The following is a 23271-nucleotide window of genomic DNA, read 5'->3' as shown; positions in this document are numbered from 1 at the left end:
GGAAGCCTCCTCGGCTCCTGGCGCAAGGTGGGCAACAGAAGCCCGCTCAGGGCATCCCCCCAAACATCACCAGCATATCGTTCTGACTCACATGTGGACGCTTCGAGCGCGTCTGCTTGCGTGCATAGTTGCCGTCCGGCTGCATGATCCACGCCGAGGCGTTGTCGCGCAGGTGCACCTGCAGGCTTTCCTTGATGACGCGTGCCTTCAGCGCCTTGTCCAGCACCGGGAAGGCAACTTCCACGCGGCGGAACAGGTTGCGGTCCATCCAGTCGGCGCTGGACAGGTACAGCACCTCTTCGCCGCCGGCGTAGAAGTAGTAGACCCGGTGGTGTTCCAGGAAGCGGCCGATGATCGAGCGCACCGAGATGTTCTCGGACATGCCCGGCACGCCCGGCATCAGCGCACACACGCCGCGCACGATCAGGTCGATCTTCACCCCCGCGCGCGAGGCCTTGTACAGCTCGTCGATGATCGATGGCTCCAGCAGCGCGTTCATCTTGGCGATGATGCGCGCGGGCTTGCCGGCGCGCGCGTTGCGGGCCTCGGCGCGGATATGGTCGACCAGGTTGCTCTGCATGGTGAAGGGCGACTGCCACAGGTGGTTCAGCCGGATGGTGCCGGCGGTGCCGGTCAGCAGCTGGAACACGTGATGCACGTCTTCGCAGATCTCCTCGTTGGCCGTCAGCAGGCCGAAGTCGGTGTAGAGGCGGGCGGTGCGCGGATGGTAGTTGCCGGTGCCGAGGTGGGCGTAGCGCCGCAGCTTGACCTGCTTGGCCTTGGGGCCGGTGGGCTCGCGCCGCACGATCAGCAGCATCTTGGCGTGGCACTTGTGGCCGACCACGCCGTAGATCACGTGTGCGCCCGCGGATTCCAGGCGCTCGGCCCAGTTGATGTTGGTTTCCTCGTCAAAGCGCGCCAGCAGCTCCACCACCACGGTCACTTCCTTGCCGTTGCGCGCGGCAGTCATCAGTGCTTCCATCACCAGCGACTCATTGCCGGTGCGATAGACGGTCTGCTTGATCGCGACCACGTTGGGGTCGGCCGCGGCCAGCTGCAGCAGGTCGAGCACGGAACTGAAGCTCTCGTACGGGTGGTGCAGCAACACGTCCTGCTGGCGCATCACGTCGAACATTGACGCGCCGGCGGAGAAGGCCTTGACCGGCGCGGGCACATATGGCGCAAACTTCAGCGCGGGCCGGTCCACCATGTCGGGGATCTGCATCAGCCGCACCAGGTTCACCGGGCCGGAAACACGATACAGGTCCTGCTCGGCGAGGCCCGATTCCAGCAGCAGCCGGCGTGCCAGCGGTGCCGGCGTGTCCGACGAGACTTCCAGGCGCACCGTGTCGCCGAAATGGCGCGTGGGCAGCTCGCCCTGCAGCGCCTCGCGCAGGTCGGTGATCTCGTCTTCCGAGACGAACAGGTCGGAGTTGCGCGTGACGCGGAACTGGTAGCAGCCGTGCACGGCAATCGCCGGGAACAGCTCATGCACGAAGCCCTGCATGAAGGACGACAGCATCACAAAGCCATACGGGTAGCCCGACAGCTTCTCCGGCATCTTTACCACGCGCGGCAGCGCGCGCGGCGCCTGCACGATGGCCAGGTCGGCCTCGCGGCCGAAGGCGTCCTTGCCGGACAATTCCACCACGAAGTTCAGGCTCTTGTTGAGCACGCGGGGAAAGGGGTGGGCGGGATCCAGTGCAATCGGGGTCAGCACCGGCCCCAGTTCGCGCTGGAAGAACTCGCGCGCCCATTCGCGCTGGGCGTCGGTCCAGGTGGTGGTCAGGTGGAAAAAGACCCCCTCTTTTTCAAGTAGTGGAAAAATGGTGTTCTGCAGCATGTCATACTGCGAAGCCACAAGCCGTTGCGTGCGCTCGGTGACGAGCTGGTAGGTCTGCTGGAATGACAGGCCGTCCGGCGTCAGCCCCGAAGCGTTGTCGCGCATCTGTTCCTTCAGGCCCGCCATGCGGATTTCAAAGAACTCGTCCAGGTTGCTGGACACGATGCAGATGAATTTCAGCCGCTCCAGCAGCGGGACCTTCGGGTCCGCCGCTTGCGCCAGCACGCGGGCATTGAATTCCAGGATGCCCAGTTCGCGGTTGAGCAGCGTACTGGACGGAGTCGTCGACATGAGCATGACCTTCTTTTGGTAATGTGGCGACTTTTTCATAAAAACGTGTCACTTTTATGACAGTTTGATTTTGTCATGATGCAGACATGATCAGGACATATTTTTCCCGGGCGCGAACGCCGGCAGGCCAAGGCACCAGAGCGCACCTGCCGCGCCACGCAACGCCAACGCGAACCAGCCCTCCTAGCACACGATGAATAACACCCCACGCCTGCTGGCTGCCGTCGATATGGGTTCGAACAGCTTCCGCCTGATGATCGGGCGGGTGGACGAGACCCCCACGGCCAATGGCCCGGCCAGCCAGATCTTCCAGGTTGACGCGCTGCGCGAGCCGGTCCGCCTGGCCGCCGGCCTGACGCCCGACAAATACCTGGACCAGCCCGCGCGGCGCCGCGGTATCGATGCGCTGCGGCGCTTCGGCGACCGGCTGCGCGAGTTCGCGCCCAACCAGGTGCGCGCCGTTGCCACCAACACATTGCGCGTGGCCAAGAACGCGTCCGAGTTCCTGATCGAGGCCGAAAGCGCGCTGGGCTTCCCGATCGAAGTGATCGCCGGGCGCGAGGAAGCGCGGCTGATCTACCTCGGGGCCTCGCACGACGCCCCGGCCTGCCAGGGCAACCGCCTGGTGGTCGATATCGGCGGCGGCTCGACCGAGTTCATCATCGGCAACGGCTACCAGTCCAAGCTGATGGAAAGCCTGTATATCGGCTGCGTGTCGCACAGCCGCCAGTTCTTCCCCAGCGGCAACGTCGATGAATACGCGATGAAGCAGGCCGAGCTGGCCGCGCGCCGCGAGATCCAGGTGCTGGTGCGCCAGTACCGGGCCACGGGCTGGGAGCAGGCGGTCGGCTCGTCGGGCACGGCGCGCGCGCTGGCCGAGCTGATCGAACTCAATGGCATGAACGACAGCACCGCCGAGCACGGTATCACGCGCGAAGGGCTGGAGCGCCTCAAGCGCGCGCTGATCAAGGCCGAGAACACCAACCGCGTCAAGCTGACCGGCCTCAAGGCGGACCGCATCCCGGTGCTGCCGGGCGGCTTGTCGATCATGCTGGGCGTGTTTGCCGAACTCGATATCGAGCGCATGGATGTCACCGACGGCGCGCTGCGGCTAGGTGTGCTGTACGACCTGCTCGGACGCAGCCACCACGAGGACATGCGCACCGTCACGGTGGACCAGTTCATGCGCCGCTATGGCGTGGACCGGGCCCAGTCCGGCCGCGTGCGCCGTGCCGCGCAGACGCTGCTGTCACAGTTCCCGGAGCCGGCCAACGAACGGCGCGAGGACAACCTGGCGCTGCTGGGCTGGGCCGCCAGCCTGCATGAGACCGGCATGTCGATCTCGCACAGCGGCTACCACAAGCATTCGGCCTATATCGCCACCCATGCCGATATGCCGGGCTTTTCCAAGACCGACCAGGCGCGGCTGGCGACGCTGCTGCTGGGCCATGCGGGCAAGCTCGGCAAGCTGTCGGGCAGCGGCAGGTTCGTCGACTGGCGCATGCTGTTCAGCCTGCGCCTGGCCTTTGTGCTGTGCCGCCGCCGCTCGGATGTGGCCTTGCCCGATATCCGCGTGAGCCAGTTGGCCGAGGCGCTGGACGAAGGCTTCACCGTGCGCTTGCCGAAGGCGTGGATCGAGGCCAATCCGCTGATCGAATACAGCCTGGCGCAGGAGGCTGATGAATGGCAGCGGATCGGCAAGCGCTACAAGGTCATCTATGACTGAGCGCAGTGCGGAGGGCGGCCGCCGGGGCGGCGGCCGCTGACAGGCAGCTGGCGCCGCTCAGGCGGCGTTGTTCAGGCCGAGGAAGTGACGGGCGTAGCGCGGGTTCATGTCGTTCACGCGCAGCAGCGTCAGGAAGTCAGCCACGTTGAAGTCCGGATCCCAGGCCGGCTGGCCGCAGATCTTTGCGCCCAGGCGCAGGTAGCCCTTGATCAGCGCGGGCGGCTCGACGTCCAGCTGCTGGTTCAGGTCCTCGACCGGCAGCGGCACGCGCGGGAAGGCGTGGTATTCGATTGGCGCCAGCGAGCGCTCGCTGAACAGCCGGTGCAGGCTGGCCGCGTAGTGGCCGCCGTCGTTCATCGGCACGCTGGCGCAGCCGAGCATCGATTCGATGCCCCAACGCTGCAGGTACTCGCCCAGGCCGCCCCACAGCGCCATGATGACGCTGCCCGAACGGTAGTCGCGGTGCACACAGGAGCGGCCCAGTTCCAGCATCTTGGGGCGCAGGTGGCCCAGGCGTACCAGGTCGAATTCAGATTCCGCGTACAGGCAGCCCAGGCGCTTGGCCTGGTGCGGCGGCAGCACGCGGTACGTGCCCACCACGCGCAGCGTGGCCATGTCGCGCACGATCAGGTGGTCGCAGTAGGCATCGAACATGTCGATGTCCAGCTCCGGCACCGAAGAGGTCAGGCGCGCGCCCATTTCCTCGGCAAAAACCTTGTAGCGCAGGCGCTGGGCTTCGACTACTTCGTCCTGGTGGCGCGCCCACGCCACGCTGAGAACAGGCGATTCATGTGCCGGTGTATCTGATTGGCGATGAAGACGGCTCCGCGCCGTCTGGCCACCAAGGCCATTGGGCAGAGAGTCGAAAAGCGGCTGGGTGGGCGTCGGCAGATCTCGCATCAGTATGTCCTTTTGGTGACGAAACTGTTGCGATGCAATGTAGTGAGAGTGGGTGACATTGCCGTGACCCGGGGATGACGGTTCCGTGACGTCACCTGCCAGGGCGGACGGTCGGGCGCTTTCGGGCGATGGGTCAGGGTGTGAGTCGCGATCCTCGACGTCAATATAACGATCGGCCGGGCCATTCATGGGGAATCTCCGTGACACCTGCTATCGGCACCGGAAGAGGCGCCAAGGCCACTCTACTTACGGGAGATTCCGCCCGCCATCAGCTATTTCTGATTTTGGCGGGACAAAATGGGCCAGGTGCCGTCAGGCGGCACCTGGCATACGGGGTGGGGCGGGGCTCAGAGGAATTCTGGGTTGATGACGGCGCGCAGCACGGTCTGCGCCTCGCTTTCGCGGGTGCGGCCGGTCAGCCACCAGATGCCGCTCTTGCGCACGCTCCAGTTCATTTCCGAGCCGGCCAGCAGCAGGCTGGCGACGCGGCCGATCCAGGGCTGGTGCCCGACTACCACCACGTGCTCGGGGCGTTCCGGCCACTCGACTGCTGCAAGCACTGCGCTGACGTCGGCGCCGGGCGCAAGGGCGTCACTGATCTCCGCCTCGGCAGACAGCGCGGCCGCCGTTTCGCGGGTGCGCAGCGCAGGGCTGCAAAGGACGCGGGTGTCGGCCGGCAGATGTGCGCGCAGCCATTTGGCGGATACCTCCGCCTGCTTGCGGCCGCGGCGTGTCAGTGGCCGCTGCAGGTCGGCATGGCGGCTCAGGCTGAGCGCGTCGGGGAGGTCTTCGGCTTCGGCGTGGCGCCACAGGATCAGGTTCATGTCGGACGGGGCAATGAGCGAGCTTCGAGTATGGTGAAGCGGCCCGACCGGTGCAAGCGCCAGCTGGCCCGCGCCGGTGCGCAGGCCAGGCTGCACGCGGCGCGTAAACGGAAGCAGGCTGCCTGTCGGGCAGCCCGCAAGTGTGTCCAGGCGCGGTGTCAGCGGCGTGACAGCGCGTCGGCGCACAACGGCCGCGGCGCGGGCGACAGCCGCGCATGCGGTATCGCCGGGGCCGTGCAGAAACTCAGGACTTGTGGCGGAAGTTGATGCGTCCCTTGGTCAGGTCATAGGGCGACATTTCCAGGGTGACACGGTCGCCGGCCAGGATGCGGATGCGGTGCTTCTGCATCTTGCCCGAAGCGTATGCCCAGATTTCGACGCCGTTTTCCAGCGTGACCCGATAGCGGTTGTCAGGCAGGGCTTCCGACACCACGCCGCCAAATTCAATGAGTTCTTCCTTAGCCAATCTGTCTTCCTTTTCGGCAGCCCGTGAAGGCTGCGTGGTTGCGATTTCAAAAATCCTGTTCGGTTCGCCCGGTACGGCGCGGAACCGCGGCATGTTTCGCCGATTGCGGCGAAGCGCGCCTTGGGTTGTTCGGGGCAAGCTCACGCGGACTGCGGCGCGCGGCGCCTGATGCTCGGTCCTGTCAGCGGTATCGCCCAACGGGCGCGGATGGCTTGGGCGACGGCCTGGCCGCTGACGGCCGGGGAGGCCGTGTGCTTTGCGGAGCAGGCGGGCAGGTTGTACCCGGTGGTTCGCCAGTTTGGTGTCGTCGCGGAAGGCCCGCGCCGGCGGCTGCTGTTCGCTCGCGAAGAGCGCGCTGGTGAGAACGCCCGGTTACAGGGATGCACGGACACCCCGGGGGCTACTTTGACATTGTATCACGTACGCAGTTGCAGCATGGCCGGCACGTTGCGGCAGATGGCCGGCCGCGGCGGTTGCACCGTGCCGCCAAAGTCGGCAATTCATGTGCCTTGGAAGGCGCGTCTTGCGGTCTGGCCGGCTTGGTATTTGCTCCATATGAGCTAGAACTAACTCGTACGGCCTTGCCGGGCCGGATCTCGCAAGGAGACTGCCATGGAACTCCATCTGGAATCGCACCGCTACGTTCGCTGCCGGCCGGACTGGCGGGCCGCCGTGGTGGCGGGGCTGATTGCCGGCGCGGTCTACATGGTGCTGGAACTGCTCACGGCGCGCTTCCTGCTGTACCAGGGCGCCTGGGGCACCGTGAAGATGGTCGCGGCCATCATCCTCGGGCGTGAAGCCCTGTCTGCTGATGCCTTCAACTGGACAGTCGTGCTTTCGGCGGGGACGGTGCACTTCGCGCTGTCGATCATCCTGGCGGCGGTACTGGCGATGATTCTGTCGTCATTCCGCTTCGATTCCAGCCTGTGGCTGGCCTCGGTGGTCGGGATCGTGTTTGGCGTGGTGGTCTACCTGGTCAATTTCTATCTGCTGGGGACCTACTTCAACTGGTTCGACGAGGCCCGCGGCTGGGAAAGCCTGTTCGCCCACGCGCTCTTCGGGTTGGTGGCGGCCGACGTCTATTGCAATCTCGAGCGACGGCGTGGCGAAACGGGGCAGCAGCCTGCCTGAACCAGGAGATGGAGATGGGGGAGGGGGTAGCAGCCGGCATCCTCCCGGCTGGCGCTCTTTCAGCTAGCCCATCTGGTTGATATGACGTTTAACGCGCTCGCACTAACCTAGAGGCAAACGATCAGAGCGGCCGCCGCCAACCATGCCCGCGGGCGGCTACACCGGAGTACCGAGCCCATGCGGGTTGCAATCGTCAGTACCGAAACCACCGGGCTCACGCCAGCGGACGAGCCTGTCAGCATCGGCCTGTTGCTTGTCGAAGTGGCGCCGCGGGCTGGCACGCTGTTGCGGGAGATCACTGACTATTACGGTTCGCAGGAGCCCACCGTGCCGATCGGTGAAGCTGCCACCGGCACGCACGGGTTGACCGCGGAGATGCTGCGCGGGCGGCGCTTTGACGTCGATGCCATCCGCGCCATCGTCGACGACGCGGATGTGCTGGTCGCCCACGGCGCCGAATTCCACGCGCGGATGCTGGGAAAAGTGCTTCCCGACATCCAGCACAAGCGCTGGCGCTGCTCGGTGCGCCAGGTCCGCTGGTCCCAGTACTTCCATGCCCCCAACCACAAGCTCGATACGCTGTGCGAGCACCTGCGCATCTTCCGGCCCCGGCCGCAGGTTGCGCTGGATGATTGCCTGGCGCTGTCCAGGTTGCTGTTCCAGCACATGGGTGCAGCCGACCAAGCCACGCCCATGGGCTTCCTGCTGGCCGAGTCCGACTTCGTGCCGCGTATTGCGATCAGCGTGCCTGTGCCATCGGCGCCGCCGCCGTTACCTGCGGTCCCGGCCGACGCCGGCCAGTCATGGATGCCAAAGGTTGAGACCAGCCATGCTGGCCCAAGCCGGGGGCTGGTCATCGTCGCGGTGATGCTGATGCTGTTCGCGGGGGCGCTGATCTGGCCGGACTTGCTGCAGTGGTGAGAACAGACCTGTACGGCGCTTGGAGGCCGCTTGGCTGAAAAGAAAAACGGCCTGGATCTTTCGATCCAGGCCGTTGTTTCCACTGGGTATTTCTGGTCGGAGCGATAGGATTCGAACCTACGACCCTCTGATCCCAAATCAGATGCGCTACCAGGCTGCGCTACGCTCCGAAGCCCGCCATTGTAGCCGGGCCCCGCGATCGCGGTCAATCTAATGTGATGATGCCCGCTCTGGCGCACTCAGCCTTGCCGGCCTGCTCCCCCTTCTGGCGGGGACGCTTTGGCTTGACTTGGGTTTGCGCGCTGGGATAATCCGCACACCGCACCAGTCCGACCGGCGTGCTTTTGGGAACGCCCGGTTTGCCTATTCCTTCCGGACTGACCTGATCACCACAACAATAACGGCGCTCCCGCCCGCGGCGGGCGCCTCGACGTGTTTGCGTCTGCCGGCCGGCGGCGCCAGGCGTTCTGAAACCGGGTATGCGGCTTTGATAACAACGGTCCGACACAGGACCGGTAAAGAGCAGGTAACAGCGGCGCCATGCGGCGCACCGCTTGTCGCCTTGGACGGGAATGAAGATGTTTCAGTCGCACATAGTTGTGCTCATCGCGGGGTTGTTCGCCCTGCAGATGGCTGTGGTTTGCGTGGTGTTGCGCCGCTCGGCGGGCATGGATCGCAGCGGCCTGACGTCGTGGGCGCTGGGAAGCGTGCTGGCCGCAATGGCAGCGGCCCTGGCAGCGGTGCAGGAACTGCGCCCGCTGTGGCTGGTACTGGAATCGAGCGACCTGGCACTGCTGGCGGCGCTCTCGGTCATGGCAGTGGGCGCGCGGCATTTCGCGGGCCGGCCCGGCCGCGCCGCGCCGTTGCTGGCGCTGAACCTGGCAGCCGCGGCGGCGGTGGCCTGGCACGACCTGGCGCCTCAATATCTTGCCGTGCCGCCGCTGATGCCGGAGATGGCACCGCTGCTGACGATGTGCCACATCGCACTGCTGCTGGACCTGGCCCGCAGCGCGTGGCCGTCGGTGCCGGCCACGCGCGGCACCGGCCGGCTGGCAGCGTTGTCGCTGGTATTGATCGTCATCGCCGCGGCGGCCATCAACGCATGGACCGTGGCGCTGCCGCTGGCGGCAGTCATGCAGGGCGGCGCCTGGCCGCGGCCGATGCCGTGGGACGGCGAGCTCGCCATGCTCAATATCTTTGCACTGGTGGGCGTGTCGGTCAGCTTTGCGCTGATGGCACACGACCGGCTGCGGCGTATGCTGGAGCGGCGCGCGCGCCATGACGACCTGACCGATGTGCTGCTGCGCGGCGCGTTCTGGGAAGAGCTGGAGGCAGCCTGCCTGCGCGCCGAGCGGCAGCGCAAGCCCCTGACGGTGGCCTTTGTCGACCTCGATCACTTCAAGGCAATCAATGATGTCTACGGCCACCTGGCGGGCGACAGCGTGCTGCGGCATTTCGCCGGGCAGCTGCGCAAGAATTTTGGCCAGCTCGAGGTGACGGGGCGCCTGGGCGGCGAGGAATTTGCCATCCTGATGCCGGATACGGCGCTGGAGCAGGGCCGGCTGGCCTGCCTGCGGCTGGCCACGGCGGTGCGCGCCACGCCATGCCCGTCCGAGCCCGATCCGATCGCCTATACCGTCAGCATCGGCCTGGCGGCGCGGCAGCCGGGCGAAGGCGCCGATGCGCTGATGCGCCGTGCCGACCGTGCGCTATACGACGCCAAGCTGAAAGGGCGCAACTGCGTGTCCCTGCATCCGGCAGGCAGCGAGGCGGGCACCGATGGCGGCGCGGTCGATGGCCACTACATCACGCGCGGACAGCCGCGCGCCGCATCCTGACCTGCGCCGCTTGTCACTGCGCAGCGGTGCTGCGGTAGAATGCCGCCTTCGCGTCCTTAGCTCAGTTGGATAGAGCACTCGCCTTCTAAGCGAGCGGTCAGAGGTTCGAATCCTCTAGGACGCGCCAGTGAAATCAAGGGTTTGCGGGGTGTCGCCCGCGCAGGCCGAAGCGCGCCCCACGTCAGTGGGCAATCTGCGGGCATTTCTGGCCTTCGATGCGAGTGCCATGGAGCTCAGAACGGTCAGTGGCCGACTTTATCGGCTGCGCGACACCGCCAGCGTGGCGGACCTCTCTTCGCGTCGTGGACCACCATGAAGCCCCCTCCGCCGATATTGCCGGCATTGGGTAGGGCTACCGCGTGCGCGAAGCCCACCGCCACCGCCGCGTCCACCGCGTTGCCGCCAGCCTTCAGGATGTCCAGGCCGATCCGCGTGGCCGGTTCCTGCTCCGTCGCCACCATGCCGTTGCGCGCCACCACCGGGTGGAACACGTCCACGTCCATGTCGAAGTCGTAGGCGGCGCTGGCGGCCTGTGCTGTCGCGGTGGTGGCCGGCGCCAAGACGGCCGGTTCTGCAATGACAGGCGCATAGCGCGGGGCGGCGGTCTGTGCGATAGGGGCGGTGTTGCAGGGAAGCTCTCGCAAAAGGACCCATCCCGTTTGCGAAGGTTTTCGAGTGCCCCGACGTGACCCGCCCTTTGGCCGGTCGGCGACGCATGCCAAACATGCGGATTGGCAATCGGAGATTGGATGGAAACCGCCGGGGGTGCGTCGAAAGGCTTATGTGAGGCCGTCGTGACTGTTAGCCACGTCTCGCCCCGCTTTGCGCGCATTTCAGCCCATTAATGGCGGCAACTTCTCGCGCCGTCTACGTGGCAGCAATCCCTCCTGTTTTGATGCGAGGAATGCATCAATTCATCGAAACATTGCAATTCCCCTTTGCAAGTTGTCTCTGCAAACTGGCATCAATTCGCCTTTCCCGTTCGCGGGGCAGGGGGAGGTGACGACAATAAGCCGAAATGGGGAGACAGGATGGGCATCGAACAAGAACGGAAAAGTCGGTTAAACGGGAAGTTGGCGGCCGGGGCGGTCCTTGGAATTGCGATCACTACTACTGTTCAGGCACAGAGTTCGTCCGGAGTAAGCCTGTACGGCATCATCGATACCACCATTCGCTACTCAAACAATAACCAGGGCGACAATAAGTTGGCTGCGTTAACCGACGGCTATTTCAACGGCTCACGCTGGGGCATGCGGGGCAACGAGGCGCTCGGAGGCGGATTGTCCGCCATCTTCAATTTGGAGAGTGGCTTTGATCCCTCGACCGGCGTATCGCAGCAAGGCACCACAACGGCAAACTATGGACAGCAGAGTACCGGCGGTCAGGGGCGTTTGTTTGGAAGGCAGGCATGGGTCGGATTGAACCACGAGCGCTTCGGTAGGCTAACGTTCGGCCGGCAATTCACCACCGGCTACGATGCGACCGCCCGCTTTCAGCCTAACGGTCACCCCAATCTGGACGCAGTCACCATCTTTAACGGCTATACGGGACCGCGCCAAGACAACATGGCGAAATACGTCGGACAATGGGGAGCGCTATCTGCGGGAGCGTATTACACCTTTGGCGAAGTGTCGGGTCATATGAAGCCGAGCTCTAGTTACGGCGCAACTCTCGGCTATAAGCAGGGACCGGTGGACGTCGGTGGCTTCTGGCAGCAGGCCAACGCGCTAACCACGCCCGAGTCGAGGAAAGTCTGGGGCGTGGGTGGCAACTATCAATGGGGGATAGTCAAGCTAACCTTCGGCTATCTAAACAATCGATTCGATGTGAGCCCGACGCGAAACGATGTATTCAGTGGCGGCTTCGCTGTGGCGGCTACCTCTGCTCTCACGCTATCCGTTGCGTCGCACTACGACCGCCAGCGCAATGCCTCCGGCAGCCGCATTATGGTGACCGGCGTCGCGGACTACAACCTTTCAAAGCGCACTGACATTTACGCCGAAATTGATTTCAATCGCATCAACGGTGCCTATGCGCTGCCCACCTTCATGGGAGTGAAAGGCAGCAAAGTCGGCGGTGGCATCGGCTTGCGACATCGCTTCTAGAGCGGTCCATTGTTCTGGCAGGCGGCTAACTGGTGCGTCGGCGCTTCAATGTGTCCAACTATTCTTCGAATTGATCTAACTCCGCTGGTCCCGCGCGTGAACGGCATTCGGGCTAGCACAAATGCAAGGAGCCAGCAGTGGACGAACAGGCAGTTGACCCCAGGACGTGGATTGGACGCAGCGAGCAGTGGGAGGACACAGTCACTGCCGCGCCGATCGCAGCGCTGCGTGCGACGTTGGATTACCCCGCAGCAGCGCAGACAGCAGGCACTCCCTTGCCGCCACTGTGGCATTGGCTTTATTTCTTACCCATGCATCGTCAAAGCGAAATTGGGCACGATGGCCATGCCAAGCGCGGCGGCTTTCTACCCCCTGTGCCATTGCCCCGCCGCATGTGGGCAGGCGGCCAATTCGAGTTTCGCCATCCACTTCGGGTGGGCGACAAGATCCAGCGCACCTCCGTCATCGACGATGTTACAAGCAAGGAGGGGCGGACCGGAAAGTTAGTATTTGTAAGAGTGCGTCATGAGATCCGCGCCATCGGTACTGCGGAACCGGCGTTAGTGGAGTTTCACGACATCGTTTACCGAGAGGCACAGCAGTCGGGCGAGGCGCCTGTCATGCCCCAAGCGGCGCCCGCGGAAGCGGCTTGGCAGCGCCAAATTGTTCCGGACGACGTCTTGCTGTTCCGCTATTCGGCCCTGACTTTCAATGGGCATCGCATCCACTATGACCGTCGCTACGTGACAGAGGTCGAAGGCTACCCCGGCTTGATTGTCCACGGCCCGCTGATCGCTACGTTGCTACTGGATCTGCTGCGGCGTGAATTGCCGCAGGCCGAGGTCGCCAGCTTTCGATTCCGTGCGGTGCGCCCGACCTTCGACCTGCATCCCTTCCGGGTCAGCGGTCAACCGCAGTCTGACGGCAAAACAGTTCGCTTGTGGGCATCCGACCACGAGGGCTGGCTGACCATGGACGCCACGGCAGTCCTTCGCTGATTTCGCTTTACGGAAGATCCTGATGCAACCCCTCAAAGACATCACGGTTGTCACATTTGAACACGCGATTGCGGCGCCTTTTGCCACGCGGCAGCTTGCCGATCTGGGTGCACGAGTTATTAAGATCGAGCGGCCTGGGGTCGGCGATTTCGCCCGTGGTTACGATGAGCGCGTCCGTGGCCTGGCCTCGCATTTCGTCTGGACAAACCGCTCGAAGGAAAGCCTGACGCTCGATGTCAAGCACCCAGCCGCGGCTGGCGTATTACAGCGTTTGATTGAGGAAAAGGCGGACGTGGTGGTTCAGAACCTCGCACCAGGCGCCGCAGCACGGCTTGGTCTGGGCTACGAAACGCTTTCCGCCGTAAAGCCCCAAATCATTGTGTGTGATATTTCGGGCTATGGCGACGACCCGAAGAATCCTGGACCATACCGCGACAAGAAGGCCTATGACCTTCTCGTTCAGAGCGAAGCCGGATTTCTGTCCGTGACGGGGACGCCTGACGTGCCTTGCAAGGCTGGGCCTTCCATTGCCGATATTGCCGCCGGCATGTATGCCTACACAAACATTCTGGCCGCTCTGTTACAACGCAATCAGACGGGCCGAGGGCAACGTATTGACATCTCCATGCTAGAGGCGCTGGCGGAATGGAATAGTTACCCTCTCTACTACGCTTTTGATGGGGCACAGCCGCCGCAGCGCACGGGCGCAAGCCACGCCACAATCTACCCCTATGGACCGTTTCCGGCTGGCGATGGGGCGACAGTAATGTTGGGGTTGCAGAACGAGCGGGAATGGGCAAACTTCTGCAACACAGTGCTCCAGCGGCCCGAACTGATCGAAGATCCCCGCTTTAGCTCAAACTCGAGACGCGTGGCCGAGCGCACTGCACTGAGGCAGATCATCGTAGATGCCTTTTTGCCTCTAACCGGTGCCCAAGTGGTGCAGCGATTGGAGTTGGCCCAGATCGCGAATGCCAGTGTCAATGACATGCAGGGGGTGTGGGAGCATGCTCAACTCAAGGCGCGCGGCCGCTGGACTGAAGTCGACTCGCCCAAGGGCATGCTGCCGGCTCTCTTGCCCCCAGGAACCTGGAACGAAGGGCCGCGTATGGATCCGATACCGGCACTTGGTCAGCACACCGACACAATTCTCGCGGAGCTTGGATACGCCTCCGACGAAATCGCCGTGATGCGCGCTGATAGCGTTGTGTAACGCCTGGCCTAGCGCACCATACATGTGACCTAACGGAGACGTAACCTATGGCTTCCACCATCATTGATTCCCGCATTTTTGGCGACATGTTTAGCGACGCGCGCATGCGCGAAGTGTGGTCCGATGAAAACCGCACGGCTAAATACCTGGACATCGAGCGAGCATTGGCAAAAGTGCAAGGTGAGCTTGGCATCATCCCGCAGGAAGCGGCCGACGAGATCGTCAAGAATTGCGAACTTTCCCAAATTGACTGGGTTAAGCTCAAGGCAAAGACCGAACAGATCGGATATCCGATTATCGCGGTGGTCAACCAGATCAACGCGAACTGCCGGGATGGGCTTGGCGAATTCTGCCATTGGGGCGCCACCACCCAGGACATTACCGACACAGCGGCGGTATTGCAGATGCGCGAGGGCCTGGCACTGATCGAGTCGGATCTCGAGGACATCGCTGACGCGCTTGCGACGCTGGCGAAGCAGTACCGCGACACGCCGGTGATCGGTCGGTCCAACCTGCAGCAAGCCACCCCTATTACGTTCGGCTACAAGATGGCCAGCATCCTTGCCGGCATCGAGCGCCACCGCGAGCGGCTGCGGCAGTTGAAGCCGCGAGTGCTAATGGGTGAGTTCGGCGGCGCATCCGGTACGCTTTCCTCGTTGCAGACGGGAGCCATGGAAACACAGGCTGCGTTGATGAAGGAACTTGGGCTGGCGCAGCCACTGATCTCCTGGCACACGGTGCGCGATACGATTGCCGAAGTGGGCGCGTTTCTCGGACTCGTCGGCGGCTCGCTCGGCAAGATCGCCATGGACGTGAAGCTCATGATGCAGACCGAAGTTGCCGAGGTGTTCGAACCCTTTGCGCCGGGGCGCGGCTCTTCATCGACCATGCCGCAGAAGCGCAACCCGATTTCGTGCCTGTACATCCACGCCAACATCTCGGTTGCACGGCAGCACGCGGCGGCCCTGATGGATGCGATGGTGGCTGATCACGAGCGTTCAACAGGCCCGTGGGAGATCGAATGGGTATCCCTACCGGAGATCTTTTGCCTGATTTCCGGTGCCCTGAAGCAGGCGAAGTTCGTGTTGCAGGGCTTGGAAGTGGACGCGGCTCGCATGCGCGCGAATATCGACATGACAAACGGGCTAGTTATGTCTGAGGCGGTGATGATGGGCCTGGGTCCATATATTGGGCGCGAGTATGCGCACGATCTGGTCTATGACCTTTGCCGCGAGGCCATTGCCAACAACCGACCCTTGATCGACATCCTCGCGGCACATCCGGAAGTAAGCAGCCACGTGTCACGCGCACAACTCGAGGCCATGTGCGATCCACGCAACAATCTTGGCCAAGCCGGCGTAATGGTCGACAGGGTACTGGCTAGCCGGCGCTAAGACGCACTGCCAAGAAGAGCATGCCGGCCTGCCGTCCGTGAGCCGTCGGCGCGCCAAGGTCGGTCCGCGGGGCGATTATTTGCCACGCCGTTTGCCGGCGGGCGCGCCACGTCTTGGTCGTGTTTCGCAAAGAAAGTCATAGAGCTGCTGCGCGGCAGGTGTTAAGGATCGGCTCTTGCGGCGTATTAACCCAATTTTGCGCGTCACGACCGGGTCGGTTAGTGGGACACTAACTAGAAGCGGATGATCTGGACCTGGCATGGCGATGGATGGCACCGCTGCGATGCCAAGCCCGGCTTCGACCAAGCCCAAGGTCGTGGTGACGTGCTGCGTCTCGTAGATACTCTGCGGCAATCGTGACACGTTCGAAAGCGCCTGATCGAGGAGCAGCCGGTTGCCGGAAGCTTTGCTGACCGAGATGTAGTCATATTCGGCGAGGTCTGCCCAGGTCACTTGCCGTCGCTCCGCGAGTGGATGATCGCGACGGCAGGCCGCAACGAACCGTTCCTCCAGCAAGGGCCTGAATTCAATGTCTGGCTCTTGGCCTCCCACGAAATCGATCCCGAAATCTGCTTCACTGCGCGACACCGCTGACAGTACCTCGTTTGCGCTGGCATCCAGAATCTTTACCCGAATCTTCGGATACTGCGCGTGGTAACGCGAGATGACTTGCGGCAAGAAGTAATAAACCGTCGACGGTACGCAAGCAATAGTCACTTCCCCCATCCGCGTCGTTGTCACTCCGCGTATGCCCAGCAGTGCCTGATCCAGTTCGTCAAGTATCTCCTTTACCTTTCGGTCGAAATCCCGGCCGACGGTCGTAAGGCTAACCCGGCGGGTGGTGCGGTCGAGTAAGCGCACTCCCAAGGCCTCTTCAAGCTTGTCTATGCGACGGCTAAAGGCCGGCTGTGAGACGTTCAGGGAGGTAGCCGCCTTGCGGAAGCTATTCAGTTCGGCAACGGCACGAAACGCCTGCAAATCATTGAGGTTGAAGTTGATGGTCATTGCACTTTCCCGAGCGTCATCACTGATGCGCATTGTGCATCAATTGATCCTAAAAATTCAATTCACTAAAAGAAGGGAAACCACGAACATGACCAGACGGTTCCAGTAGGCCGACCAAAAAACCACATCATACGGAGCAGACAGATGCAATCATCGAAGCGACTTTTACTTTGCAGCATTGCGATCGCGGTATCACTTGGCAGCGTCAGCGCCTTTGGTGCGTTCCCTGACAAGAGAATTTCGCTGGTAGTGCCCACCGCAGCGGGAGGCGCTAATGACGCCATGGCGCGGGTAGTTGGCCAGGCAATGTCGACCATTCTCAATCAGACAATCGTGGTCGACAACAAAGCGGGGGCGAACGGCGCGATTGCCAGTGAGTTTGTCATGCGTGCCCCACCGGACGGCTACACGTTGCTACTCGGCTACGTGGCGACACATGCCATGAACCCTGCGCTGCAGAAGCTTCGGTACGATCCCGTTAAGGATTTTGTGCCCGTCGGCATGGTGGGTTCTTCGGCAACCGTGATGGTCGTCAATCCAAACCTGAAGGCCAACGATGCCAAGGGAGTCGTGACGCTACTCAAAGCAACACCAGGAAAGATCAGTTACGCGTCGGCGGGCAATGGAACCGCTCCGCATTTTGCCGCGGAGATGTTCAAACTCTCGACCGGCACCGAGATGCTTCATGTGCCGTATAAGGGGTCAGCTCCGGCGATTAACGACACAGTTGCCGGGCAGACACAAGTGATGTTTCCGAGCCTTTTCACCGCCATGCCCCAGTTGAAGAACGGCAAGCTGAAGGCGGTCGGGATTGCAGGCAGCAAGCGCTCTTCGCTGATGCCAGAGTTGCCCACGCTGAAGGAACAAGGGATCGACGACGTTGATGTTTCCCAGTGGTATGCCATCTTCGCCCCCGCGAACACACCAGCCCCCGTTGTAGAAGCATTGAACAAGGCATTAAACCAGGCGTTGAAGGATAAAGCCGTTGTCCAGCGTTTGGAGGGACAAGGCGCAGAGGTTACGACCATGTCCACGGCCCAGATGCGAACATTTATTCAGGAGGAACAGGTCAAGTGGAAGAAAGTAGTTCAGGCGGCAAAACTGAAGGCGGACTGAGATGAGCAAGACAATACCTTGCGTGCTGATGCGAGCCGGCACCTCGCGCGGGCCGTTCTTTCTGCGGGAGTGGCTGCCCGAAAGCGTAGAGGCTCGCGACCAGGCGTTGATCGGTGCCATCGGTGCCTCCGACCCGCTTCAACTGGACGGGGTGGGCGGCGGTAGCACGCTGAACAGCAAGGTGGCGATTGTTTCGCGATCCACGCAACCCGGCTGTGACCTTGACTACCTGTTCGTACAGGTAGGAGTGGGTAACTCCTCGGTGGACACCCGGCCCAACTGCGGCAATATGCTTTCCGGAGTCGCACCCTTTGCGATCGAGCAAGGCCTGGTTGCAGCCCAACTCGGCTCAACCCGCGTGCGCGTTCACAACGTCAATACAGGGTCGCGAATCGATGTGACGGTCCGCACGCCTAATGGGCGGGTCACCTATGACGGCGACACTCGAATCGATGGCGTTGCGGGCACTGGGTCACCAATCTTGCTCGATTTCGTCGATGCGTGGGGCGCAGTGACCGGAAAGGTCTTTCCGACGGGCAACCGCGTTGACCTGATTGACGGCATCGAAGTGACTTGTATCGATGCGGCGATGCCATTGATGCTCGTCCGGGCACGCGACCTCGGTGTCAGTGGACGCGAGGCGCCGGCCACGCTCGACAATGATCCGATACTGCTTGCGCGTCTGGAAGCGCTGCGCTTGCAGGCTGGGCAGTTGATGGGGCTGGGCGACGTCTCGGACAGCGTTATTCCAAAGCCAGTCCTGGTCAGCCCCGGCGATTCGCCGGAAAGCATTACGTCGCGCTACTTTACGCCCCGCAAATGTCATGCGTCGCATGCAGTCACCGGCGCCATCGGCGTTGCCAGCGCATTCGCCTTACCTGGGACGGTTGCTAGCCAATTGACCCGATTGCCCGGCCGCCACGCACTTGTCGTCTTGCACCCAGCGGGACGGATCGAAGTGGAGGTGGAATTGGAGGGGGAGGGCGATGCGGCTACTGTAACAAGAGCGGCTCTCGTTCGAACGGCACGCAAGATCATAGAAGGTCAGCTCCATCTGCCCGAATATGTCTTCTCGCGGCCGGAAGGCAGCCGAGTAAAGCAGGCCTCGGCTCGGCATTCATTGCGGATCATCGTACCAACCCGTGCCGGAGGCGGCAACGATCTTGTGGCGCATCTTATTGGTCCCAGGCTTGGGCGACTGCTGGGGCATGACGTCATCATCGATAACCGTCCCGGTGCCAACGGCGGCATCGCCTGCGAGTACGTGGCGCGGGCAGTACCCGATGGTCAGACGCTCTTGCTCGGCTATATTGGAACTCATTCAATGAATCCGGCCCTGCAACCTGTTGGGTATGATCCGGTTTCGTCTTTTTCTCCGGTCGGGCTTATAGGATCGTCACCGATATTGTTGGTGGCGAATCCAATGCAGACGCCGCTTGACCTGGGTACGCTGGTCGCCCACATGAAGCGCGAGCCTGGAAGGTTTCGCTACGCGTCCGCAGGGGACGGTACACCGCCGCACTTTGCCGCAGAGCTTTTCCAACTGGCCACTGGCACTTCGATGCGCAGTACTACCTTCGAGGGCGCAGCGCCTGCCATCGCGTCGACCATTGATGGACGGACACAGGTTATGTTCGCGAGCCTGCTGACAGCGTATCGGCCGGTGGGTGCCGGTCAGTTGCGAGCGCTGGCAGTCGCCGGACCCAAACGTCTGCCAGTGCTGCCAGAAGTACCGACGCTTGCGGAGTTGGGCGTGAGGGGCATGGAATTGACTCAGTGGTATGGTCTGTTTGCCCCGGCGGGAACTGCTGCCACGATGGTGGAGCAGCTCAATGGCGCCTTGGCTGCAGTCCTACGGGATCCAGAGGTCAAAGAGGGCTTCGAGAGCTACGGCGCAGCCCCCGAGCCGGGCGGTTCCGAACTTCTCGCAAGACGGGTGGAGACTGAACTAGAGCGCTGGCAGCGCATTGTTAGGGTGTCAGGTCTTGCGCCGTCGTCGATCGACGGTGACCCGGTGCAACAGTTTCTGGAGCCCTGCTAAATTACCTCGTAAGAGGTAGCGGTCGGTAACCGATGTGGTGCCTGCAACCGGCGCACGCTCGATTGTTGGGGTTCGCCTGCCTGCGAAAACGGAGATACTTTGGGACAACAGAACCGGTTATGGACGGCCGCCATGCTCGACCATCGCTGTGATGAGCCGGCCAAGGACTGCCTACAGTCTTGCAACTGCATATCAGCCGGGTTCCGTGTCGGCTCGAAGGAAGTCGGCAATGATTTCGGCAGACCTGCAAGAGTTGATGAAGGGATTTCCGGCCAGGCTCCCCGCATTACGTGGCGGGGCCTTGCACTGACTCGATCGTCGCAATATGGGCAATGCCGCCGCGCGCGTACCGCCCCCTGAGAAGGCGAGGATGACCAGGTTTTCGTTGTCCGCCGAATACTGGGGGCGCGTGAAGAAGCGATAGCCGGCACCCTGGTCCGCGTGCGCGCTCGTCGGATTGACTGGCCGGGAGGCGCAGGCGGCAAGCAGAAGCAGCATCGAAATGACGGCCAAGGCTGAGGTCGGCGATCTGGCAATAGGTCCCCCGCGGCGACTGCAGGACGAACCGGACCGGGCGGGTCGGCGTGCTGCAACTCCCCCAATACTAGTCGGCCAATGTAGCGATTGGCATACGTTTTGAGGTTGTCCCGGCGCGGCCACTCGTCTAGACTGGATTTCACCTGCCCAAGAGACCGGTACTTAACCTGGCTTGGCGAATGCGCGGCGGTGAGGCCGCCGATCCGGTACCTTTGCGGTGATCTGCAGGGAGACAAGCGATGTTGCCCACGCCCACTTCAGAGAGAGCGCTGTCCCGCGGACTACTCGATGTGCTGATCCGTGCCGGGCTGATCGCGGTGCTGGCAATCTTCTGCTTCCGGATATTCCGCCCCTTCCTCGATCTCATTGTCTGGTCCGTGATCCTGGCGGTGACCATCTACCCGCTCCAGGTCAGGCTCAGGCGCAGGCTGGGCAACAAGGACGGCCGCGCCGCCACGCTGATCGTGCTGGCCGCCATCGCCATCATTGCGCTGCCAGCCTACCTGCTGGGCGCCGCCATGATCGACTCGATGGAGAATGCGATCGCCATCGTCAAGAGCGAAGGCATTCATATTCCGCCACCGCATGAGTCGGTCGCCAGCTGGCCGCTGGTTGGCCAGCGCCTGTATGACCTCTGGCTGCAAGCCGCCTCGGACCTGGCCAGCGTGGTGCAGACGCTGGCGCCTCAGATCAAGGAAATCAGCCTGGCCGTGCTGGCCGCAGCCGCCGGCATCGGCAAGGGGCTGCTGATCTTCGTCTTCGCGCTGATTATCGGGGGCATCTTCATGGCCTACGGCGAGGCCGGCAACCGCAGCACCGTGCAGATTGCCTCGCGCATTTTCGGCCTGGAGCGGGGCCAGCGCATCGCCACGCTATGCACCGCGACCATCCGCGCTGTGGCGCAGGGCGTGGTCGGCATCGCCTTCATCCAGATGCTGCTGATCGGCATAGGTTTTGTGATCAAGGGGGTTCCTGCCGCGGGCGTGCTGGCCATGGCCGTGCTGCTGCTGGGCATCGCGCAGTTGCCGGCAACGCTGATCACGGTGCCGGTGATCATCTATGTCTTTGCCACGGAAGGTGCCAGCGTTGCCACTATCGTCTTCGCCATCTATGTCTTCGTGGCGGGACTGGCCGACAACGTGCTCAAGCCACTGCTGCTCGGGCGCGGCGTCGATGTGCCGATGCCGGTGGTATTGATCGGTGCCCTGGGCGGCATGGTGACAGGCGGCGTGATCGGCCTGTTTATCGGTCCGGTGGTGCTTGCGGTCGGGTATCAGCTGTTCTGGCAATGGGTGGAAGACCCGCCGCCGCAAGCGGATCCCGGCAACCAGCAACAGACCTGAAGTGGTCCGGGGTCACGCATGTCGCGCTGGAATCATCCGCTGCGCGCATTGCTGGCCTGCGCCTGTTGCCTTGGCGGCTGCGCGCGCCTGGGGCCGGATTTCCAGCCGCAGCATGCGCCCTGGACGCAGCAGTGGCACAGCCCGGCGCTTGAGCAGGCGACCGAGCAGCGGGCCCAGCCCGACATCCGCGAGTGGTGGCAGGTCTTTGCCGACCCGACGCTCGAACGCCTGGTCGCCGAAGCCGACGCGCACAATGCCAGCCTGCGGATTGCCGGCCTGCGCGTGATGGAAGCGCGCGCCCAACTGGGCATTGCCCAGAGCGGGCGCTTCCCGCAACTGCAGCAGGCCAGTGCCGATGCCCTGTACACGGACCGCCGGCAGGCCGGCGGCCTGAACCCGCAGAACAGCCGCTTCTGGCAATACAGCGCGGGCTTCGACATCGGCTGGGAACTCGATTTCTGGGGCCGCTTCAGCCGCGCCATCGAATCTGCCGATGCTGTCTATTTTGCCGCCCGAGCCAACCGCGACGATGTGCTGGTGTTGCTGCGCGCCCAGGTGGCTGAGACCTACTTTGCGCTGCGCACGGCCGAGGCACGGCTGCGCATCGCCCGCGACAACGCAGCGCTGCAAAAGCGCAGCCTTGAGATCACCGAGCGGCTGTTCAAGAGTGGCGAGACCGACGAGCTCGACCTGCAGCAAGCGAAGACGCAGTACCTGGGCACCCTGAGCAGCATTCCTGAATTTGAAAGCCAGATCATGCGCACCCGCAATGCCCTGGCGGTGCTGATGGGCCGCCCGCCAGGCCCGTTGCCGGAGCTGCCGGAACTGGTGGGCAAGGAAGGGGTGATTCCACTGATCGATCGCGCAGTACTGCAGGATGTGCCTGCCAGCCTGTTGTTGCGTCGTCCGGATATTCGCGCCGCCGAGCTGCAGATTGCCGCGCAATCGGCGCTGATCGGCGTGGCCGAAGCCGATCTCTATCCGTCGCTGACGTTGCTGGGCAGCATTGTCTGGTCCGCCAGCACGCTGGCCGGCACGCCCAACAGCCTGGCCCTGATCGGTGGCCCCAGCCTGCGCTGGAGCGTGTTCGACTACGGCCGCATCAAGAACACCGTGCGCGTGCAGGACGCCCGCCTGCAGCAGCTGATCGTCGCCTACCAGGATGCCGTGCGGCAGGCGGCGCGCGAGGCCGACGATGCCGCCAGTGCCCTGATCAAGGCGCTGGATCGCGAGCAGATCCTGCGCGACAGCGCGCTGGCCGCCAGGCGTTCGCTGACGCTGGCCAACGCGCTCTACCGCGAAGGCTACTCGGACTTCCAGCGCGTGCTGGATGCTCAGCGTGCGCTGGCCACCCAGCAGGACGCCTACCTGGTCAACCGCAGCAATGCCGTCAGCAACCTGATCGCCTTGTACAAGGCCCTCGGCGGCAGCTGGCACAGCGAGCAGCCACTGGTGGACCCGGCCACCCGTCAGCAGATGCAGCAACGCACCGACTGGGGGAACCTGCTGGATGAACCGGGCCCGCCGTCCGCCGGTGCCAGCCTCCCAGTGAAGCAGAGGTAGATCTCCCTGAGCGAGT

General features: G+C 63.1%; 18 protein-coding genes, 2 tRNA genes and 1 pseudogene. 13 read left to right on the top strand and 8 right to left on the bottom strand.

Going from position 1 to position 23271, the window contains the following annotated elements; all coding sequences use genetic code 11:
* Positions 1 to 46 precede the first annotated feature (46 nt).
* Positions 47 to 2173, bottom strand: a complete 2127-nt coding sequence (gene ppk1 / locus C265_RS23675) for a polyphosphate kinase 1 (RefSeq protein ID WP_081225790.1) — start codon at positions 2171 to 2173, stop codon at positions 47 to 49.
* 154 nt (positions 2174 to 2327) lie between these two features.
* On the opposite strand from ppk1, the gene ppx reads away from it, so the two are divergent.
* Positions 2328 to 3860, top strand: coding sequence for an exopolyphosphatase (ppx, locus tag C265_RS23670; RefSeq protein WP_010814304.1), 1533 nt, complete (start codon positions 2328 to 2330; stop codon positions 3858 to 3860).
* Between the two features lie 57 nt (positions 3861 to 3917).
* Here ppx and C265_RS23665 read toward each other — a convergent pair whose 3' ends face one another.
* The 3 genes from C265_RS23665 to infA form a co-directional block, all read right to left on the bottom strand.
* A complete protein-coding gene (locus C265_RS23665; protein ID WP_011615654.1) occupies positions 3918 to 4760 on the bottom strand; it encodes a GNAT family N-acetyltransferase in 843 nt (280 codons plus the stop codon).
* A 347-nt stretch (positions 4761 to 5107) separates the two neighbouring features.
* Positions 5108 to 5584, bottom strand: coding sequence for a histidine phosphatase family protein (locus tag C265_RS23660; RefSeq protein ID WP_010814302.1), 477 nt, complete (start codon positions 5582 to 5584; stop codon positions 5108 to 5110).
* 244 nt (positions 5585 to 5828) lie between these two features.
* A complete protein-coding gene (infA, locus tag C265_RS23655; RefSeq protein ID WP_008641674.1) occupies positions 5829 to 6050 on the bottom strand; it encodes a translation initiation factor IF-1 in 222 nt (73 codons plus the stop codon).
* Between the two features lie 612 nt (positions 6051 to 6662).
* Between infA and C265_RS23645 the strand changes: the two genes are divergently transcribed.
* Both C265_RS23645 and C265_RS23640 read left to right on the top strand, forming a co-directional pair.
* Entirely contained in the window at positions 6663 to 7181 is a 519-nt protein-coding gene (locus C265_RS23645; RefSeq protein ID WP_010814300.1) for a hypothetical protein, read from the top strand.
* Positions 7182 to 7358: 177 nt separating this feature from the next.
* Entirely contained in the window at positions 7359 to 8102 is a 744-nt protein-coding gene (locus C265_RS23640) for a DNA polymerase III subunit epsilon (RefSeq protein ID WP_010814299.1), read from the top strand.
* A 93-nt stretch (positions 8103 to 8195) separates the two neighbouring features.
* On the opposite strand, the gene C265_RS23635 is transcribed toward C265_RS23640, so the two are convergent.
* A tRNA-Pro gene (locus C265_RS23635) sits at positions 8196 to 8272 on the bottom strand.
* Between the two features lie 408 nt (positions 8273 to 8680).
* Between C265_RS23635 and C265_RS23630 the strand changes: the two genes are divergently transcribed.
* Together C265_RS23630 and C265_RS23625 are read left to right on the top strand one after the other, a co-directional pair.
* Positions 8681 to 9940: a GGDEF domain-containing protein gene (locus C265_RS23630; RefSeq protein ID WP_037025188.1), complete on the top strand. Its 1260-nt coding sequence runs from the start codon at positions 8681 to 8683 to the stop codon at positions 9938 to 9940.
* A 50-nt stretch (positions 9941 to 9990) separates the two neighbouring features.
* Positions 9991 to 10067: transfer RNA gene (locus C265_RS23625), tRNA-Arg, on the top strand.
* Between the two features lie 160 nt (positions 10068 to 10227).
* Here C265_RS23625 and C265_RS23620 read toward each other — a convergent pair.
* Positions 10228 to 10554, bottom strand: a pseudogene (locus C265_RS23620) (gamma-glutamyltransferase); the annotation flags it as partial.
* A gap of 417 nt (positions 10555 to 10971) precedes the next feature.
* Between C265_RS23620 and C265_RS23615 the strand changes: the two are divergent.
* From C265_RS23615 to C265_RS23600, 4 genes are all read left to right on the top strand, one after another.
* Positions 10972 to 12045, top strand: a complete 1074-nt coding sequence (locus tag C265_RS23615; protein ID WP_010814296.1) for a porin — start codon at positions 10972 to 10974, stop codon at positions 12043 to 12045.
* Between the two features lie 137 nt (positions 12046 to 12182).
* Positions 12183 to 13043 carry a MaoC family dehydratase N-terminal domain-containing protein gene (locus tag C265_RS23610; RefSeq protein ID WP_037025170.1) on the top strand — a complete coding sequence of 287 codons (861 nt, stop codon included), beginning with the start codon at positions 12183 to 12185 and terminating at the stop codon, positions 13041 to 13043.
* Positions 13044 to 13065: 22 nt separating this feature from the next.
* Positions 13066 to 14256, top strand: a complete 1191-nt coding sequence (locus tag C265_RS23605; RefSeq protein WP_010814294.1) for a CaiB/BaiF CoA-transferase family protein — start codon at positions 13066 to 13068, stop codon at positions 14254 to 14256.
* A 47-nt stretch (positions 14257 to 14303) separates the two neighbouring features.
* Complete coding sequence (locus C265_RS23600) at positions 14304 to 15650, top strand: adenylosuccinate lyase family protein (RefSeq protein ID WP_010814293.1); 1347 nt, start codon at positions 14304 to 14306, stop codon at positions 15648 to 15650.
* A 75-nt stretch (positions 15651 to 15725) separates the two neighbouring features.
* On the opposite strand, the gene C265_RS23595 is transcribed toward C265_RS23600, so the two are convergent.
* Positions 15726 to 16655 carry a LysR family transcriptional regulator gene (locus C265_RS23595; RefSeq protein WP_010814292.1) on the bottom strand — a complete coding sequence of 310 codons (930 nt, stop codon included), beginning with the start codon at positions 16653 to 16655 and terminating at the stop codon, positions 15726 to 15728.
* Positions 16656 to 16799: 144 nt separating this feature from the next.
* Here C265_RS23595 and C265_RS23590 point away from each other — a divergent pair, with 144 nt between their 5' ends.
* Positions 16800 to 17771, top strand: a complete 972-nt coding sequence (locus C265_RS23590) for a tripartite tricarboxylate transporter substrate binding protein (protein WP_011615648.1) — start codon at positions 16800 to 16802, stop codon at positions 17769 to 17771.
* A gap of 1 nt (position 17772) precedes the next feature.
* A complete protein-coding gene (locus tag C265_RS31070; RefSeq protein WP_011615647.1) occupies positions 17773 to 19812 on the top strand; it encodes a 4-oxalomesaconate tautomerase in 2040 nt (679 codons plus the stop codon).
* 192 nt (positions 19813 to 20004) lie between these two features.
* Here the strand turns inward: C265_RS31070 and C265_RS33010 are convergent, their stop codons facing one another.
* Positions 20005 to 20325 (bottom strand): hypothetical protein, encoded by a 321-nt coding sequence (locus C265_RS33010; protein ID WP_246840246.1) that lies wholly within the window; start codon positions 20323 to 20325, stop codon positions 20005 to 20007.
* Between the two features lie 263 nt (positions 20326 to 20588).
* Here C265_RS33010 and C265_RS23580 point away from each other — a divergent pair, with 263 nt between their 5' ends.
* On the top strand, positions 20589 to 21692 hold the full coding sequence (locus C265_RS23580; RefSeq protein ID WP_010814286.1) for an AI-2E family transporter: 1104 nt from the start codon (positions 20589 to 20591) through the stop codon (positions 21690 to 21692).
* Between the two features lie 18 nt (positions 21693 to 21710).
* Positions 21711 to 23255: an efflux transporter outer membrane subunit gene (locus C265_RS23575; RefSeq protein ID WP_010814285.1), complete on the top strand. Its 1545-nt coding sequence runs from the start codon at positions 21711 to 21713 to the stop codon at positions 23253 to 23255.
* The last annotated feature ends 16 nt before the right edge of the window (positions 23256 to 23271 follow it).

This window comes from Cupriavidus sp. GA3-3 (genome assembly GCF_000389805.1).
GTDB lineage: Bacteria > Pseudomonadota > Gammaproteobacteria > Burkholderiales > Burkholderiaceae > Cupriavidus > Cupriavidus necator_D.
Note: the sequence above shows the minus strand (reverse complement) of the source record. Positions and strands in the feature narration are given on the sequence as shown.